The 16780-nt window shown below is 32.0% G+C and carries 16 protein-coding genes and 1 tRNA gene; 15 read left to right on the top strand and 2 right to left on the bottom strand.

What is annotated here, in order from left to right; all coding sequences use genetic code 11:
* Positions 1-70: 70 nt before the first annotated feature.
* The 6 genes from dnaE (at position 71) to V1468_RS02475 (ending at position 8037) form a co-directional block, all read left to right on the top strand.
* Positions 71-4456 (top strand): DNA polymerase III subunit alpha, encoded by a 4386-nt coding sequence (dnaE, locus tag V1468_RS02500; protein WP_331808677.1) that lies wholly within the window; start codon positions 71-73, stop codon positions 4454-4456.
* A 114-nt stretch (positions 4457-4570) separates the two neighbouring features.
* The gene (gene trxA, locus V1468_RS02495) at positions 4571-4888 is read left to right on the top strand and encodes a thioredoxin (RefSeq protein WP_331808676.1); all 318 of its coding nucleotides are present in this window, start codon (positions 4571-4573) and stop codon (positions 4886-4888) included.
* Between the two features lie 68 nt (positions 4889-4956).
* On the top strand, positions 4957-5886 hold the full coding sequence (locus V1468_RS02490) for a DUF58 domain-containing protein (protein WP_331808675.1): 930 nt from the start codon (positions 4957-4959) through the stop codon (positions 5884-5886).
* Between the two features lie 75 nt (positions 5887-5961).
* Positions 5962-6035 (top strand) — tRNA-Asp (locus tag V1468_RS02485).
* Between the two features lie 296 nt (positions 6036-6331).
* Positions 6332-7537, top strand: coding sequence for a site-specific integrase (locus V1468_RS02480; protein WP_331808674.1), 1206 nt, complete (start codon positions 6332-6334; stop codon positions 7535-7537).
* Positions 7538-7584: 47 nt separating this feature from the next.
* Positions 7585-8037, top strand: coding sequence for a hypothetical protein (locus V1468_RS02475; protein WP_331808673.1), 453 nt, complete (start codon positions 7585-7587; stop codon positions 8035-8037).
* Positions 8038-8089: 52 nt separating this feature from the next.
* Here the strand turns inward: V1468_RS02475 and V1468_RS02470 are convergent, their stop codons facing one another.
* Positions 8090-8320: a helix-turn-helix domain-containing protein gene (locus V1468_RS02470; protein WP_331808672.1), complete on the bottom strand. Its 231-nt coding sequence runs from the start codon at positions 8318-8320 to the stop codon at positions 8090-8092.
* 109 nt (positions 8321-8429) lie between these two features.
* On the opposite strand from V1468_RS02470, the gene V1468_RS02465 reads away from it, so the two are divergent.
* From V1468_RS02465 to V1468_RS02425, 9 genes are all read left to right on the top strand, one after another.
* Positions 8430-8879, top strand: a complete 450-nt coding sequence (locus V1468_RS02465; protein ID WP_331808671.1) for a lipocalin-like domain-containing protein — start codon at positions 8430-8432, stop codon at positions 8877-8879.
* Between the two features lie 11 nt (positions 8880-8890).
* Entirely contained in the window at positions 8891-9820 is a 930-nt protein-coding gene (locus V1468_RS02460; protein ID WP_331808670.1) for a hypothetical protein, read from the top strand.
* Positions 9821-10008: 188 nt separating this feature from the next.
* Positions 10009-10353, top strand: a complete 345-nt coding sequence (locus tag V1468_RS02455; protein WP_331808669.1) for a hypothetical protein — start codon at positions 10009-10011, stop codon at positions 10351-10353.
* A 118-nt stretch (positions 10354-10471) separates the two neighbouring features.
* Complete coding sequence (locus V1468_RS02450) at positions 10472-11377, top strand: AAA family ATPase (RefSeq protein ID WP_331808668.1); 906 nt, start codon at positions 10472-10474, stop codon at positions 11375-11377.
* Complete coding sequence (locus V1468_RS02445; protein WP_331808667.1) at positions 11349-12368, top strand: DUF3871 family protein; 1020 nt, start codon at positions 11349-11351, stop codon at positions 12366-12368. Before V1468_RS02450 ends, V1468_RS02445 begins: the two co-directional genes overlap by 29 nt.
* Before the next feature lie 56 nt (positions 12369-12424).
* A complete protein-coding gene (locus V1468_RS02440) occupies positions 12425-12679 on the top strand; it encodes a hypothetical protein (protein WP_331808666.1) in 255 nt (84 codons plus the stop codon).
* A gap of 177 nt (positions 12680-12856) precedes the next feature.
* Entirely contained in the window at positions 12857-13588 is a 732-nt protein-coding gene (locus V1468_RS02435; RefSeq protein WP_331808665.1) for a hypothetical protein, read from the top strand.
* A 246-nt stretch (positions 13589-13834) separates the two neighbouring features.
* Positions 13835-14863, top strand: a complete 1029-nt coding sequence (locus V1468_RS02430; RefSeq protein WP_331808664.1) for an AAA family ATPase — start codon at positions 13835-13837, stop codon at positions 14861-14863.
* Between the two features lie 11 nt (positions 14864-14874).
* Positions 14875-15558, top strand: coding sequence for an NUMOD1 domain-containing DNA-binding protein (locus V1468_RS02425; protein WP_331808663.1), 684 nt, complete (start codon positions 14875-14877; stop codon positions 15556-15558).
* 138 nt (positions 15559-15696) lie between these two features.
* On the opposite strand, the gene V1468_RS02420 is transcribed toward V1468_RS02425, so the two are convergent.
* Entirely contained in the window at positions 15697-16725 is a 1029-nt protein-coding gene (locus V1468_RS02420) for a competence protein CoiA family protein (protein ID WP_331808662.1), read from the bottom strand.
* Positions 16726-16780: the final 55 nt, after the last annotated feature.

Here is a 16780-nt window from a genome sequence, read left to right as displayed (position 1 = left end):
TCTATGTAATTTTAAGGGCTATTTTTACGACAAATTCATACTCTTTTTCAAGGTCTAAAACAGGTAATTTATGTACTTAATCTTCGATACTGAAACCACAGGTTTACCAAAGCGTTGGGATGCACCAATCACAGATACAGATAATTGGCCAAGGTGTATTCAGATAGCATGGCAGTTGCATGATGCGATGGGTAATTGTATAGATCATCAAGATTATTTAGTTAAACCAGATGGTTTTAATATACCTTATGATGCTGAGAAAATTCATGGTATTTCTACAGAATTGGCAGCAGAACAAGGTATTTCTCTTGCCGAAGTTTTAGAAAAATTTAATGCTGTTTTAGAGAAAACTAAATTTGTGGTTGGTCAGAATGTTGGATTCGATCTTAACATTATGGGAGCCGAATTTGTAAGAGAGGATGTCGCAAACCAACTACAAGAATTACCAGTATTGGATACCTGTACAGAGCATACGGCCGAATTGTGTAAAATTCCTGGTGGTAGAGGAGGAAAGTTTAAGCTTCCAACATTAACAGAGTTGCACGAGTTTTTATTTAATCAGCCATTTGCCGAAGCACATAATGCAACTGCCGATGTTGAGGCTACAACACGTTGTTTTTTAGAATTAGTTAGACGAAAAGAATATACTAAAGAACAGTTAGATGTTCAACCAGATTATTTTGAGAAATTTTCAGAAGCCAATCCACAACCAATTCAGTTAATTGGACTAAAACATCTTAATCTTAAACGCGAAAGTGCTAAGATTAATGCGAGGCTTCAAAAAGAGCAAACTCAAGATACTCCGACACACACAAACAAAGAGGCTGTTGCAAAGTTGGCAGATGCTGAGTTTGTTCATCTGCATAACCACTCGCAATTCTCAATCTTACAATCCACTATTAGTATTAAAGATTTAGTTAATGCTGCAGCTAAAGAAGATATGCCTGCTGTTGCGCTAACAGATCACGGAAATATGATGGGAGCGTTTCACTTTGTAAGTGCAGTTTCGGCTCATAACAAAAGTGTAAAAAGCCAGCATGCAGAAGCCGAAGAGAATGGTGAAGAGAAGAAAGGAAAACTAATAAAACCTATTATTGGTTGTGAGTTTTTTGTTTGCGAAGATCATACCGATAAAACCCGAAAAGATAACGGTTACCAAATCGTTCTTTTGGCAAAGAATAAAAAAGGGTATCACAATTTGGCTAAGCTGTCTTCTGCAGCTTTTACAGATGGCTTTTACTATGTGCCAAGAATTGACAAAAAACTCATAGAGCAATACAAAGAAGATATCATTTGCTTAACAGGAAACCTTTATGGTGAAGTGCCAAGCAAGGTGCTGAATATTGGTGAAAACCAAGCTGAAGAAGCTTTGATTTGGTGGAAAGATACCTTTGGAGATGATTTGTACATTGAGTTGATGCGTCACAATCAGGAAGATGAAAATCGTGTCAATCAAGTACTCGTTCAATTTGCTCAAAAGCATGATGTAAAGCTAATTGCTACAAATAACACCTATTATGTTGAGCAAGAAAATGCCAACGCACACGATATTTTATTGTGTGTAAAAGATGGTGAAAAACAAGCCACACCAATAGGTCGTGGTCGTGGTTACCGTTACGGATTACCAAATCAGGAATACTATTTTAAGTCAACTGAAGAGATGAAAGCCCTCTTTAGAGATATTCCTGAGGCTATTGTGAATATCCAAGAGGTGGTTGACAAAATAGAACCTTTTGAATTGGCTCGTGATGTATTATTACCTGCTTTTGATATTCCAGATGAATTTAAACATGAAGAGGATGAAGTAGATAATGGTAAGCGAGGAGAAAATGCCTATTTAAGGCATTTAACATACGAAGGTGCCAAAAAGCGCTATGGAGAGATTACACCAGAAATAGCAGAGCGCCTCGATTTTGAGTTAAGCGTTATTGAAAATACAGGTTATCCTGGATACTTCCTTATTGTAGAGGATTTCATTCGTGAAGCTCGAAAAATGGATGTGTCAGTTGGTCCTGGTCGTGGTTCGGCAGCAGGTTCGGTAGTAGCATACTGTTTGTGGATTACCAATATAGACCCAATAAAGTACGATCTGCTTTTTGAGCGTTTCTTAAATCCAGATCGTGTGAGTATGCCAGATATCGATATCGATTTTGATGATGAAGGTCGTGGTCGTGTAATGCAATACGTTATCGATAAATATGGTGCCAATCAGGTGGCGCAGATTATCACTTATGGTACGATGGCTGCCAAATCTTCAATTAGAGATACAGCACGTGTGTTGGATTTGCCATTAAATGAAGCAGATCATATTGCTAAACTAATACCAAATATGTCCAAACTCGGAAAGATATTTGGTAAGAGCGAAAAAGAGTTAGCAAGCAAGTTTAGAGCTGAAGAATTAGAGAAGGTAAATCAACTACTTAATATTTCTGATGGTTCAGATTTACAAGCAGAAACAGTTAACCAGGCAAGAGTATTAGAAGGTTCTGTTAGAAATACAGGAATTCATGCTTGTGGTGTTATCATTACACCTGGAGATATCACTAATTACGTTCCAGTTTCGGTAGCAAAAGATTCAGATTTATACGTTACCCAGTTCGATAACTCCGTTGTAGAAAGTGCTGGCTTATTAAAGATGGATTTCTTAGGACTTAAAACTTTAACCTTAATTAAAGATACAGTTAAGATTGTAAAAGCAAAGCATGGTATTGAGCTCGACCCAGAGAATTTTCCACTAGATGACGAAGAAACCTATGCATTATTCCAAAGAGGAGAAACGGTTGGGATTTTTCAATATGAATCACCAGGAATGCAAAAACACATGAAGCATTTAAAACCAACGGTTTTTGATGACCTTATTGCTATGAATGCTTTGTATCGTCCAGGTCCAATGGAATATATCCCGAGTTTTATTCGTCGTAAACACGGAGATGAAGAAATTGTTTACGATTTACCTGAAACAGAAGAATATTTAGCAGAAACCTACGGGATTACCGTTTACCAAGAGCAAGTAATGTTGCTGTCTCAAAAACTGGCGGATTTTACCAAAGGTGAAGCCGATGTTTTACGTAAAGCCATGGGTAAAAAGCAAAAGGCAGTACTAGATAAAATGAAACCTAAATTCATTGAACAAGCTGCTGCAAAAGGCATGGATAAAACCAAGCTCGAGAAAATCTGGAAGGATTGGGAGGCTTTTGCGAGTTATGCATTTAATAAATCGCACTCTACTTGTTATGCTTGGATTGCTTACCAAACGGCTTATTTAAAAGCACATTATCCGGCAGAATATATGGCAGCGGTACTGTCTAATAATATGAACGATATTAAGTCGGTAACCTTCTTTATGGAAGAGTGTAAGCGTATGCGACTTCCTGTTTTGGGACCTAGTGTAAACGAAAGTTATTACAAGTTCTCGGTAAACCAGGATAATGCAGTTCGTTTCGGAATGGGAGCCATTAAAGGTGTTGGTCATGGAGCTGTTAAAACCATTGTAGAAAACAGAAAAGAAGGTGGTAATTACAAATCAATTTTTGATTTGGCAAAGCGTGTAGATTTAAGAGCAGCCAACAAAAAATCATTTGAAGGTCTGGCATATGCAGGCGGATTTGATTGTTTTGAAGACACACATCGCGCTCAATATTTTGCTCACGATGGTGATGGTGTTACCTTTTTAGAAAAGGCAATGAAATATGGTGCTAAACATCAGGAAAACGAAAATTCTGCACAAGTGAGTTTGTTTGGTGAGGCCAGTGGAGTGGAGATTGCAGAACCGCAAGTACCACCTTGTGAAGATTGGGGAACGATGGAGAAACTTTCAAGAGAAAAGGAAGTGGTTGGTATATATATTTCTGGTCATCCGCTAGACGATTTCAAAATTGAAATGAAGAATTTCTGTAATGGTACAGTTTCTGTTTTTAATGATTTGGAAGCTGTAGTCAATAGAGAAATTACTTTTGGTGGTGTTGTTACAGATGTACAGCATCGTGTAAGCAAGCAAGGTAAAGGTTGGGCATTGTTCACAATTGAAGACTATACAGATAGTTATGAATTTAGAATTTTTGGAGAAGATTATCTAAAGTTTAGGCATTTCTTTGTGGTAAATTCATTTGTCTATGTGCGTGCTTTTGTGCGCGAAGGTTGGACTAATAGAGATACTGGCAAGAAGGGAGATCCAAGAATTCAGTTTAATAATTTTCAATTATTGCATGATGTTATGGAAACCTATGCAAGAAAATTATCCATTCAGTTAAATATTCATGATTTAGAAAAAGATACAATTCTAAAGCTTCAAGATCTTATAAGAATGCATGAAGGTACCAAGAGTTTAAACTTTTTGGTTTACGATAATTCCGAAAAGTTAAAACTAACCATGCCAAGTAGAATTCAGAAAGTAAACATATCACAAGAGTTGCTAAATGAGCTAAAAGGCCTCGATGTAAAGTACAAGTTAAATTAGTATAAGTCAAAACAATATAAGCATAACCAAAACAAATACGAGCATTGTAAGGTTTGGCAGAATTTTTGACTAATTTTGTGTAATTAAAGTAGAATTAAATTAATATTAGATATTATGGCATTAGAAATAACAGATGCAACGTTTGAAGAAACAGTATTAAAAAGTGACAAACCAGTAATGGTAGATTTTTGGGCGGCCTGGTGCGGACCATGTCGTATGGTAGGGCCAATCATTGACGAAATCTCATCAGAATACGAAGGTAAAGCTGTTGTGGGTAAAGTAGATGTAGATGCTAACCAAGAGTTTGCAGCTAAGTATGGTGTAAGAAACATACCTACGGTTTTAGTATTCCAAAATGGAGAAGTTGTAGGTCGCCAAGTGGGTGTAGCGCCAAAGAAAGCATACGCAGAAGCAATCGATGCACTTTTATAAATAGACTTTCAAAAAGAAATGATAAAAGGTTTGTCTTTACGGCAAACCTTTTTTAGTTTCGATAATTGATGGATTTACAGTTAGAACTTAATAAAGCTGGTGGTTTTAAAAACCTTGAACTTTTAGCAAAGCAAGTTGTTGAAGGGTTCATTGCAGGTATGCACAAAAGTCCTTTTCATGGGTTTTCTGCAGAGTTTGCAGAACATAAGATTTACAATCAAGGTGAAAGTACAAAGCATATTGATTGGAAGCTTTTCGCTAAAACAGATCGATTGTACACAAAACGATATGATGAAGAAACCAATTTAAGATGTCATCTCATCTTGGATAACAGTACTTCTATGCATTATCCAGAATCTGCTGGAACAACAATAGATAATCTTAATAAGTCGGCATTTTCTGCCTTGGCTTGTGCGTCCTTAATGCACATTTTAAAAAAACAACGTGATGCAGTTGGCTTAAGTATTTATAGTGATGCTTATGATTTCTATTCGCCAGAGAAAGGAAGTGAACGTCATCATCAAATGTTATTAAGTAAACTGAGTGAGGCTGTAATATCAAAACCAGAATCAAAGAGTACAGAGACATATATGTTTCTTCATCAAATTGCAGAAAAAATACACAGAAGATCTCTAATTTTTGTTTTTACGGATATGTTTCAAACATCTGAAGATGATGAGAAATTATTTGAAGCATTAAGACATTTAAAGCATAATAAACACGAAGTTGTGCTCTTTCATGTATTTGATAAGAAACAGGAGTTAGACTTTGAATTTGATAATAGACCAAAACGTTTCATAGATGTTGAAACAGGTGAATACATCAATTTGTATCCAGATAATATAAAAGAAAACTACACAAAGGCTGTAAATACTTATTTTAACACATTAAAATTAAAATGTGGTCAGTACAGAATAAAGTATGTAGAAGCCGATATAAGGAAAGGGTTTAATCAAATATTGACGACCTATATGATTGAGCGTCAAAAATTTATTTAAATAGATAAATATTTTTTTATTTTTTGTTTGTGGAATTAAAAAGACAGTGTATATTTGCCCTCGCAATTATGCAACGGTCTGGTAGTTCAGTTGGTTAGAATATCTGCCTGTCACGCAGGGGGTCGCGGGTTCGAGTCCCGTCCAGACCGCAAAAAGCTTCTGGTAATAGGAAGCTTTTTTAGTATAAAAGACGTTGTGTTGTGCTCAGATTAATTTCTGAGACGTAGTAGAAATCCAAGTATATTGGATATTTACCAATGAAAGGCTTTCCTTTTTTCTTTATAGAAAATCGGGATGCTTTTTTGTTTTTTAGAGGTGCCAAAACTTACTAAAAAGGTGTCCAACAAGGTGTACACAAATTATCTGAGGTGTGCATCAGTAAATTATAGTAAAATCAGCTGTCCTGCTGATTATTGTTTAATCAATATTATTTAGAATAACTATTATGAGTAATCATATAATAAGAGTATTGTTCATGCCTGCCAGGAGTAGGTTGAATAAAGGTGGACAGTCTGTTTTAAAATGTAGATTGACCTACCATAAAAAGAGAAAGGAGTTTTCAGCAGGATTGCAAATAAATCCAAAGAACTGGAACTCTAAACAACAACGAGTAGAACCACCAGAACCTGATGCAGAATTAATAAACACTCAATTGAGCCTGATTAAGACAAAACTTAGTCAGGCTTTTTTATTTTTACAAGTCAAGGGTTCTGAATTTGATGTAGATGATATCTACAAACAATATAAAGGTGAAACACCTAAAAAAGAGCTTGGTGTTATGGAAGTATATAATATCCATAGTGACAGAATTAAGAAACTTGTAGGCATAGATATAAAGCAAGTTACCTATTCTAAATATGTTGAATCAGGTAGACATCTACAGTCTTTTTTAAAGCATAAGTATAATGCTAAAGACATTAAATTAAAGGCTCTTAAAAGCAGTTTTTTGGAGCACTATGAATATTACCTTAAAACTGAGAAGAAGTTTCAGCAAAGCACCTTAAATAAAGCTATACAGAGGTTTAGAAAGGTTGTTAAATATGCTATATCTGAAGATTATCTAGATAAAGACCCATTTATACTTTATAAAGCTAAAAGAGTTAAGAAAGAAGTAGTTTTTTTATCGCCAGAACAGCTCAAAAAATTAGAAGAGACTGACTTTAAAATAAAGAGGGTACAGCAGATAAAAGATATGTTTGTTTTCTGTTGTTATACAGGCTTGGGATTTACAGAAATGAAGCAATTAAGAAAGTCTGATATTTCTACAGAGTTTGATGGTGAATTGTGGATTACTGTGAGAAGAGAGAAAACTAATAGAAGTTATAAAGTTCCTTTGTTGCCTAAAGCTAAAGAAATAATGGTTCAATATAATTCTGAGGAAAATGAATATGTCTTTCCAAGTATATCTAATCCTAACTTTAATGCTTATTTAAAAGAAATTGCAGATATAGTAGGGATCAAGTTCAATCTAACCCATCATATTGCCAGAAAAACCTTTGCAAGTACTGTATTACTTTATAATAATGTCCCAATTGAAATAGTGAGTAAATTATTAGGTCATTCCAAGATACAAACCACTCAAGATAGTTACGGAAAGATTGTAGAAAAACGGATTAGCGATATAATGAAAAAGTTGAAAAGTCTTGATTGATTTTAGTCTAGAAATTATATGTAAATTGGGCTATTAAATTGTTTAAAATGAAAAATGTTGTATTGATACTAGTTAGTTTCTTATTTATAGCCTTTACAATAAAGACAATAGATATTGGAAAGTATACTTTAGAAGTTGAAGAGGTTATAAATAAAAAGACTGTTTGGGAGGCTGGTGGTGCAGTTACTGCAAAAAACAAGCATAAATATGTTGGTGTTAAAGCAGTTTTTACACCTAAAGATAAGAAAGATAATAGTCTTAATGTTGATGATTTTACATTGCATGCTGGGGATGAAGAATATGCTATGACAATTCCCAAGAAACAAGATGTATTCTTTAGTGGTGCTAATATGATTAAGGTAAGAAAACCTAAAAAGAAATCAATAATAGCTGTTGTGCCAAAAAGCTTTAAAGAAGGAACACTTTATTATAAAGACAAGAAAATTGGTAAGATTATCTGTGATAATGATAAAGGAGGGAGTTTTTTGATGGAGGAATAGTAATGAAAAATTAAAAAATAGGTTGGTGAATTCTTATGATTAATTTTAAAAATTAATGAGTGGAGAAATCATAGAATTCTTTGATTTCAACACCAATTGCGTTACCGATTTTTAAAAGTGTTAATGCTGTAACATTTTGCCTGCCATTTTCTATTGCAGATAAATTAGATTTTTCCATATCAATTAAAGCACAAACGTCTAGTTGACTTAGTTTTTTAGACCTACGTTTCTGTGCAATCTTTTTGCCTAGGAATTTGAGATGTTCTTTCTCTTTATCTGTCATATTCATGACAAGATGTAGAATAAACACACTGACAAGGTTATGATATATAATAACCTTTTATATATTTGATATTCAATATTCTATTAATCAACTTTTAAAAAATAATAAAATGAAAACAAATTTGTGTAAAATATTATCAATACTCTTTTTAATAATGTCATGTAGTAATGGTGATTCATCAAATAATGAAGATCAGGAGAATCCAATAATTGGATCATGGCAACCTGTTCAAGCAATATTTATAGATGAAAATGGAGTTCAGGATATTGAAATTTATGATGAATGCCAACTCATGGGAAATATTGATTTTTATGTAGATGGAATATTTGAACAATCGGGATTTTATTTAAACTCTGGTGTATGTGAAATAGAATTTGATAATACAGGTAATTGGGAGATAATAAACGAAAATATTTTAAGGGTTACATTGAATGGTCAAGTTGATAATGGAGCAATAGGAGATTATTTGATATTGGAGTTAACAGATTCTATGCTAAGAATAGATGCTGATTTAGACCCAGAGTCGATAGAACAAGAAGTATATATATTTATAAAATAACCTATTTAAAGATGAGCTTTTTATACTTCTTAATAGCTGTAGTTGCTGTCATAATTATCTTCAAATTTATTTATGATAGTTATCTAACAAACAATACAGAGAGAAGATGGCAAGAGTTTAAGAAAGTTGATCCCAATTGGGCTTCAAGAATTGAAAATTCCAAATTTGGTCGGAAAAAAGTAAATATTAAGAATGAGGAAAATTCAATATTTCAAGGTATAAAAATTACAGACAAAGAGACTGCTCTTAATATCTTGAAAGGTAAAAGGGTTTTAGAAATAGGTTTAAATAAAAATGTAGATATCTTTAGAATTTCACATACCAAATCCGAGTATATATTGTATCTAGACGCAATGACTCAAAAAGAAATACATTTAGCAAAAGAACTTTTCAAACAAGAGGAATACGATATAGCCATAAATCAAATAGCAAACTTGATTATTGAGGAGAAACAGGCTAAATTTTTGGAGGACAAAATAAAAGTTGATATCATTTTAGAAGAAGGAGGTGATATAAATAAAATTAGTCTAAAAATCCAACCAGAGATTTCTGATGATTTAGAAATTAATTTTGATGCAATTTTTTATTATGATTTTACGGATCTATACAAATTGCTCTTTTTTAAGACAGAATATGTGAGAATGAATAATTTAAGACCAGTACCTAAAGTAGAGTTGGAATTGATTCAAGAGGGACTGGAACGGTATATTCTTTTTTTTCAAAGTAAATTAGGTGAACTTGAAGATAAATTATTTGAAGACCCAAAAAAAGGCTTAAGACTATTTCAAGATGAATTAAGAGAAGACCTAATACAGTTAATAGAATATGATTTTCACTATAATGTTGATGATTCTTATATTTCTGCTCAGATAAATAAATTAAATGATAGATTTTTTTCTTTAGAAAAATTATTCCCAATAGATAAAGACAATCCTTTTTAAAAATTTTTCTAAATTTTTTTCCTGACTTTTAACTATCAATAGAAGTTTACTTATTCAAAATAGTATCCCCCCCCTATAAATTCTATATAAGTTTCTTTTAAGTAGGGAACCTAACATCAATCCCCACTCTTTGTTGGTTTTGGGCAATAGCCCGTATCTAATGTTTAACCAAAATAATTTAAAAGACTATGGTAAAAATTATTTCATTTAAGACCAACCAATCTGAGGATGGTAAAGAATTTTGTACTCTAATGGTGCAAGGCGGAATTGAAGCTGTAAAAAGTAAAAAAACAGGTAGAACATACTTGACTGCAAGAAAAGCTTCAGTACCCTGTACGTTCACTAAGGAAGTATGTGAAACCCTTATTGGAACAGACCTAGAAGGCGGTATTAAAAGGATAGAAGTAGAACCCTATGAATATACTGTTGAAGAAACAGGTGAAGTTATTGAATTAACCCACAGATACGAGTATCTAGATGATTCAAGTACTATTATTCAACAAAACGTTATTGAGACTCAAGAGGTTTTCTAGGATGTTTTTAAAACCAAAAAATAAAGCTCTGACTTAGGTTGGGGCTTTTTTTATTTTTTCTACTTAATCCTGATATACAACAAATAACTAACAAGTATAATTTATAAATCGAAAATATATGGAATTACAACAAGCAAAACGCCATCAAGTTAAACTAAGGCTTGGTTTGAGCGGAGCATCTGGCTTTGGTAAAAGTTTTAGCGCTTTATTACTAGCCTATGGCATAACCAATGATTGGACAAAAATAGCAGTTATAGATACTGAAAATGGAAGTGCCAGTTTATATTCCCATCTAGGGAATTATAATGTTCTATCATTGACAGAACCCTTTAGCCCAGAAAGGTATATTGAGGCTATTAATACCTGTGAAAGAGCTGATAATATTGAAGTCATAATTATCGATTCTATCACTCATGAGTGGAATGGAAAAGGTGGTTGCTTACAGATTCATGAGCAACTTGGTGGAAGATTCCAAGATTGGGCAAAATTAACACCACGTCATCAAGCATTTCTCGATGCAATATTGCAGTCTAAATGCCATGTTATTACCACCGTAAGAAAAAAGATAGATTATTCTTTGGACAGGGATTCAAATGGTAAAACAAAGGTAGTCAAGCATGGTCTAAAGGATATAACAAGGGAGGGATTTAGTTATGAGCTAACAGTTGATTTTGAATTAATTAATGAAAACCATTTAGCTAAAGCCTCAAAAGATAGAACAGGATTGTTTATGGACAAACCTGAGTTTGTTATAAATCATGCTACAGGTAAAAAATTGATAGCATGGTGTAATCAAGGTGTTAGTGTCGAGGATATAAAAATTGAAATTGAGAGGTGTAGTGATATTGAAAATCTTAAGCATATATATAATAAATACTCAAGTGTTCAAAATCAAATAAAGCCATTCATCATCAAGCGCAAGGAAACTCTAGAGTCATCAGATAAGGTGTTTATAGATCCTAAAACAATCGTAGAACCAATTAAAGACCAATCAAATGGAATTGACAGCAGTACATCACAATAAAAATTTAAAGCCATTAAATAATCATATTCAACCTCAAGAGAATATAGAACCATTAGAGCCTCAAAGGATCTCTAAGAAAACACCGTTTATAGAATCCAATACCCAAGCAGTTAGCTTTGAGCATCTTAAAAATGATTGTATAATACCAAGTTTTGCCAAGGACTTAGAATCAACAATTGCTCATTTTGAATTTATTGAAACAGTGTGTAGCGTTGCACAATCTGTCTATTCAGATACAGAGATATTAGTGCCTGAAATCAGAGTGAGTCACCAAATTAAGGGTAGAATACCTTCTGCAATAGGAAAACCAGTAAAGGAACTCAAAGACCATGAGAAAACACAATACTGGGAACGAATGGCTTTTGTTGTTGAAGTGCCAAGCATAACAACATATATTAACGGTCAGGAATTAAAACTAACTATTGGTGGTGTACGTTCCTATTCTGAACAAAATCTCTACTCTAAAAAGAGTATAGAGAAATTCAAGGTGTTTATTGGATTTAAGAATATGGTGTGCACAAACCTTTGTGTCAATACAGATGGGCTGATGGATGATTTAAGGGTTAGCAGTATTGATCAGTTGAGGAATGGAGCCTTAGAGTTGATTCAAAACTACAGTCAACAAGAACACATTGAGCAAATGCAACAGTTTTTAGAATATAACATGTCTGAAAATCAATTTGCCCATTTAATTGGTAAAATGAAACTTTACCATTGTATTGATAAGAGCAAAAAAACAGGTTTGTTTAATCTTAAACTAATGGATTCACAGATCAGTAATGTGGTAAAAGATTATGTAGAGGATGATAATTTTAAATGTGAGATAGATGGTTCAATAAACCTATGGAATTTATACAATCTATTTACAAATTCTGCAAAATCAAATTACATAGATAATTTTTTAAACCGTAACTGTAACTCACACGAGTTTACTAATCACATCAAAAACAAGCTAAAAAGTCAATCTGAAGATTTCTATGTCTTTATTTAATATATAGCTATCTCGTGTTTTTGTGATTTTAAAATTTATTCAAAAATATAAATCAAATGAATGACAAAGAGCTAGCAGATTTACTAAAGTACAGCAGCCCAAAAGAGCTTTATATAATAACTTGGAACAATCTGTTAAAGATGTTAGTATGCCCCTTTGAGGTTATTGTCCTTAGGGATATAGGTGTCTTAAGTCAAGGACAAACTGTGCAAGTGGATATGATTAAGGTTACATATGATTTAAAAACTGTTTATGTAATAAATGGGTATGCATATTACTATTGCTATTTTGATATAGTAATTGATGAATAGAATCAAATTTGATTATGGACTTTAAGCTGTATTTTGTTTGAAAAAATCTTTTGAGACGGTTTAGTCCTTAAAGAAAACCACTGAAAATGATTTATATTATTGCATTGTGTGCATTATGTGCATTTTAATATATTGTGTAGATAATGCATATTGTGCAGTTAAAGATATTATTTAATTATGGATACAAATTTTGGTTTTTCCAGTTTTATGGATTTAGATTCTTATTGTAAACTTCAAACAAAGTTTCTACTAAATGATTACTCTCAATGGCATGACAATGTAAAGGAGCCATTTAAAGATAAGGTAATAATTTACAAAAGTTTTGAAATTGAGGATGGAAAGGAAGATTACATTAAAAAAGAATTTATAAAGGATTTTATAAAACCAGGGATTAATAATTTAAGTAATAGACACTATCGTAATTTTATCAATAGAATTATTTCCAAAAATTTATTAACGAAAGAATTACAAGAAGGGTTAGCTAAATTATATTTAGATAACATAAATAAAGCAAATGAAACTTTCAAAAAATCTAAATTCTTATCACCGGGAATTATCGTTTTACTTCTAAAACAATTAAGACTACTACAAGACCAAATTGAAGGCTTTCTTGATAATCCTTATCCCAATATTAAAACCAAAATTGAGTTCAATTGGAGTAGGACAGATTTGATTTATTTTTTTCATCTACTTAGAGTGAATAAGCAAATAGAATTTATTTCAGATGGGGATCTAGGAAGGATAATAGATTCAATAGCTCAATGTAAGAATAAAGAGGGCGATAGTATAGATATTTCTAATTCAAGAAAACATCTAAACGCTTTTAAAAATGTAGAGGGAAGACCTGAAAACCTTGCTAATGGAAGATTAAAGAATATTTTTCTGAATGATGATTTTTATAATGTTTAAAAAAAATGGGGACATTGAATTGTCCCCAAAATCCAATTAAAAAGTCCGTATGTTTGTGTAAGATTTTGATTTGAGTCTTTAAAATGAAGAGGGATTATGCAAAAAGAGGGAAATACAAATCATATTGAGAAAAAACTAATAAAGTCTTCACGCATTTATAATTTCTTTTCTGAAATTAAGATTAACCGCAACAAATCTTACTAAATTAATTAAAATTCTATTCTTGCGGTTAGGAAATAAAAAATTATGGAAAAAAGAAAGAATAAAGGATATATTTCCTTTAAGCAAATGATGGATGAATATGAAAAACGACCAAAAGTTAATTTTTTATGGAATGGAGTAAAAGAAAAATCTTTTGGACTTGTCTTTGGTCCTAGTAAAAGCGGAAAAACTATTTTTTGTGAGAATTTGGCCATGAGCATCGCTATTGGCAGAAAAGAGTTCTTTGGTTATAAATTATCTGGAGAACCTAAAAAAGTACTCTTTATAGGGTTAGAAGAGTTTTGGGAAAATAGAATTGAAAGAAATTCTAAACAATATGGTTTTTTAAGTCAAAATGAAAAAGAAATACTAAATCATAATTACCTATATCAAGCTATAGACTATTCAAGGTATATTCATGATGTATCAGAATGGAATGAATTAAAAAATACCATAAGTGAATCACAAGCGCAAATAGTATTTATAGACAGTATTACTAGAATGAATCATGGTATTTTGGAAGATAGTAAAACAGCTGAGCAAATCATGCAGAGGCTTAGGGGGATATGTCATGATTTGGGTATTACATTGATTTGTGTACATCATACCCCAAAAATGTATGACAAACCATTGCTTATGGACTCAATAAAAGGAAGTTCTGTTTTTGCACAAGAATCTGATTTTGCAATTGGAATCAATCAGACCAGTAAAGGATATAGATATTTAAAGAACATCTTTTTTAGGTATTCTGCTTGCGATGATGAAGTGGTTAAAGAGTTTAGTATTGATGAAAATGTTTGGTTAAATTACTTTGATGATTCTGATGAGGATTCAATTATTGCACGAAGTGATAGAAGGAGAAAAACTCATAATAGAGACCAAATAGTTGAATTCATAAATGAGAATAGTTCTTTAACTCATAAAACTAAGGATCTTGTGGATTACTTTACTAATAACATGGATATTCAAGAAAGACAGGTAAAAGCTTATTTGAAAAAATTAAGTCAAGAAAATATTATTTTAAATCCTAAACATGGATTTTACGGGGCAGTCAAAAAAAATATGTCAGATTAAAAAATATACTAATGATGAAAAATGAAAATGACAAAGTAGGAAATATTATGATTGGTTTAATATATAAGGTAGTAAATAAAGATAACGGGAAGGTATATATAGGTGCTTCTACAAAAGCTTTACATGATAGAAAAAAGGATCATATACAGAAGGCTAATAGAAACTCCAAAAATCTATTTCATGAGGCTATTAGTACATATGGTCAAGATTCCTTTATGTGGGAGACAATTGATACAGCTACAACTAACGATGAATTAGCTGAAAAGGAAGTGAAATACATAAGCGAATATGCAGAAAACTCTGAGCTATATAACTCTGACCGTGGAGGTGGATTTAAAAAAACAGTCTATCAATATGATTTAAATGATGGTAAATTAGTTAGTAGCTATGATTCATTAGAAGAAGCTGGCAAAGTTGTCAATGCAACAAAAAAGCAAATTTCTAGAGCTTGTTTAAGTGTTAGTAAAAAAATCAGTGGATTTTTATGGAGTTATGAGTATCGAGAGCCTTTCAAACCAGAATTGGATAGTAGAGTAAAATCTGTAATTCAATTAGGTAATGATAATGTTGAACTAAGAAGATTTAGTTCAGTTTCAGAAGCATCTAAAATAACAGGCTGCAATAAATCAAGTATTGCAAAAGTATGTAGAGGTGAAAGAAATCATGCAGGCGGTTTTAAATGGTGCTATAAATGAAGTATTAGTCTAGTTTAAAAGAAAAGGACATCTTTTAGGTGTCCTTTTTTTAATATATCCTTGGAAAGTAGAGTAATACAAGTATTTCAATAGTTCATTTGCGGTCTTGGTAGGACTGTGTTTTCCTTTTATTATATGTCAATTTTTTTGTGAATACAACTCATAAGCCTTTTTGACAAAAAAATCAAAAATGTCTGGACAATTTAATAGTTCAAGAATTTCAACGTGTTCCAACTCATATCGATGTCTACGCAGAAATTCTTTACGATCAATATAAATGACTTCACCGTTCCGTCTGAATTCTTCCTTGAATTCACAAAGAACATCCATTTCAAATATTTTTTTTATTTCAATAAGTACTTTAGTAAATTCTTCAATAATTTCATTTTTCTTTGAATTTATGAAATTTCCTATTTTTTGGATATTTATCCACCTTTTGGTGATATATTCTTGGAATTGATTTCTTAAGAAATACTGTTCTATATGTTTTTCTGGAGTATCGAAGTTTTTATAGTAGCCTGAAAGGTCTATTTCCAAGACGGTAAAATCTTTTTCTTCAATTTTTTTTCTTTTATGTTCATCCACTAGGTGTGTGACACCAACTTCTATATATATTTTTTCTGTCGATTGCTTGTCCACCAAAGTTATATCTGGTACTATGCTACCTTCTAATTTCTCACTTAAAATAGTGTAATTATTTAAATTAATTCTTTTAGACTCAACAACTGTAAAATCTACCCATTCATATCTTCCGTTGAATTTGTTGAAGTATTCATTAAGGGGATAAAATTCAATTTTATTTTTAGCAAGAATATTTTTGTAAATATTGAAATCATATTCCCTCTCTATTTTTGAAATTTCATCTTGTAAAGCATAATACAAAATATCAAGATTTAAGCTATATTTAGGTGTGTCGAGATAGCCTATTTTCTGTAATATTTCCTTTGTTCTTAAGTGAAGAGCCGTCTCTAATCCATAACAGCTAGGGGAATTTGATTTATGTGCAAAGTGGTGTGTTCTTATATTTCCCTTTTTAGCTACTAATGGGGAGTTACAGTTTTCATCTGGGCAAAAGCAATCGTCAAAATAAGACCTGTCTTCACTATCATATATTGAAATAGTTTTTCCGTTTTTAATAGCAGTTTGAATTTTGATTCCTTTGCTCATAGAATAATCTAAGATGATGTAATTTTAAATGTTTGTCAAAATTATAAGATATATA

It is taken from the genome of Winogradskyella poriferorum, from assembly GCF_036553625.1.
Lineage (GTDB): Bacteria > Bacteroidota > Bacteroidia > Flavobacteriales > Flavobacteriaceae > Winogradskyella > Winogradskyella poriferorum.
This window is presented reverse-complemented; position numbering and strand designations above follow the sequence as displayed.

Excerpts from the sequence above, each read along its gene's own strand:
- dnaE (WP_331808677.1), top strand. The coding sequence starts at position 71 with ATGTACTTAATCTTCGATACTGAAACCACAGGTTTACCAAAGCGTTGG.
- trxA (WP_331808676.1), top strand. The coding sequence starts at position 4,571 with ATGGCATTAGAAATAACAGATGCAACGTTTGAAGAAACAGTATTAAAA.
- V1468_RS02490 (WP_331808675.1), top strand. The coding sequence starts at position 4,957 with ATGGATTTACAGTTAGAACTTAATAAAGCTGGTGGTTTTAAAAACCTT.
- V1468_RS02480 (WP_331808674.1), top strand. The coding sequence starts at position 6,332 with ATGAGTAATCATATAATAAGAGTATTGTTCATGCCTGCCAGGAGTAGG.
- V1468_RS02475 (WP_331808673.1), top strand. The coding sequence starts at position 7,585 with ATGAAAAATGTTGTATTGATACTAGTTAGTTTCTTATTTATAGCCTTT.
- V1468_RS02470 (WP_331808672.1), bottom strand. The coding sequence starts at position 8,320 with ATGACAGATAAAGAGAAAGAACATCTCAAATTCCTAGGCAAAAAGATT.
- V1468_RS02465 (WP_331808671.1), top strand. The coding sequence starts at position 8,430 with ATGAAAACAAATTTGTGTAAAATATTATCAATACTCTTTTTAATAATG.
- V1468_RS02460 (WP_331808670.1), top strand. The coding sequence starts at position 8,891 with ATGAGCTTTTTATACTTCTTAATAGCTGTAGTTGCTGTCATAATTATC.
- V1468_RS02455 (WP_331808669.1), top strand. The coding sequence starts at position 10,009 with ATGGTAAAAATTATTTCATTTAAGACCAACCAATCTGAGGATGGTAAA.
- V1468_RS02450 (WP_331808668.1), top strand. The coding sequence starts at position 10,472 with ATGGAATTACAACAAGCAAAACGCCATCAAGTTAAACTAAGGCTTGGT.
- V1468_RS02445 (WP_331808667.1), top strand. The coding sequence starts at position 11,349 with ATGGAATTGACAGCAGTACATCACAATAAAAATTTAAAGCCATTAAAT.
- V1468_RS02440 (WP_331808666.1), top strand. The coding sequence starts at position 12,425 with ATGAATGACAAAGAGCTAGCAGATTTACTAAAGTACAGCAGCCCAAAA.
- V1468_RS02435 (WP_331808665.1), top strand. The coding sequence starts at position 12,857 with ATGGATACAAATTTTGGTTTTTCCAGTTTTATGGATTTAGATTCTTAT.
- V1468_RS02430 (WP_331808664.1), top strand. The coding sequence starts at position 13,835 with ATGGAAAAAAGAAAGAATAAAGGATATATTTCCTTTAAGCAAATGATG.
- V1468_RS02425 (WP_331808663.1), top strand. The coding sequence starts at position 14,875 with ATGATGAAAAATGAAAATGACAAAGTAGGAAATATTATGATTGGTTTA.
- V1468_RS02420 (WP_331808662.1), bottom strand. The coding sequence starts at position 16,725 with ATGAGCAAAGGAATCAAAATTCAAACTGCTATTAAAAACGGAAAAACT.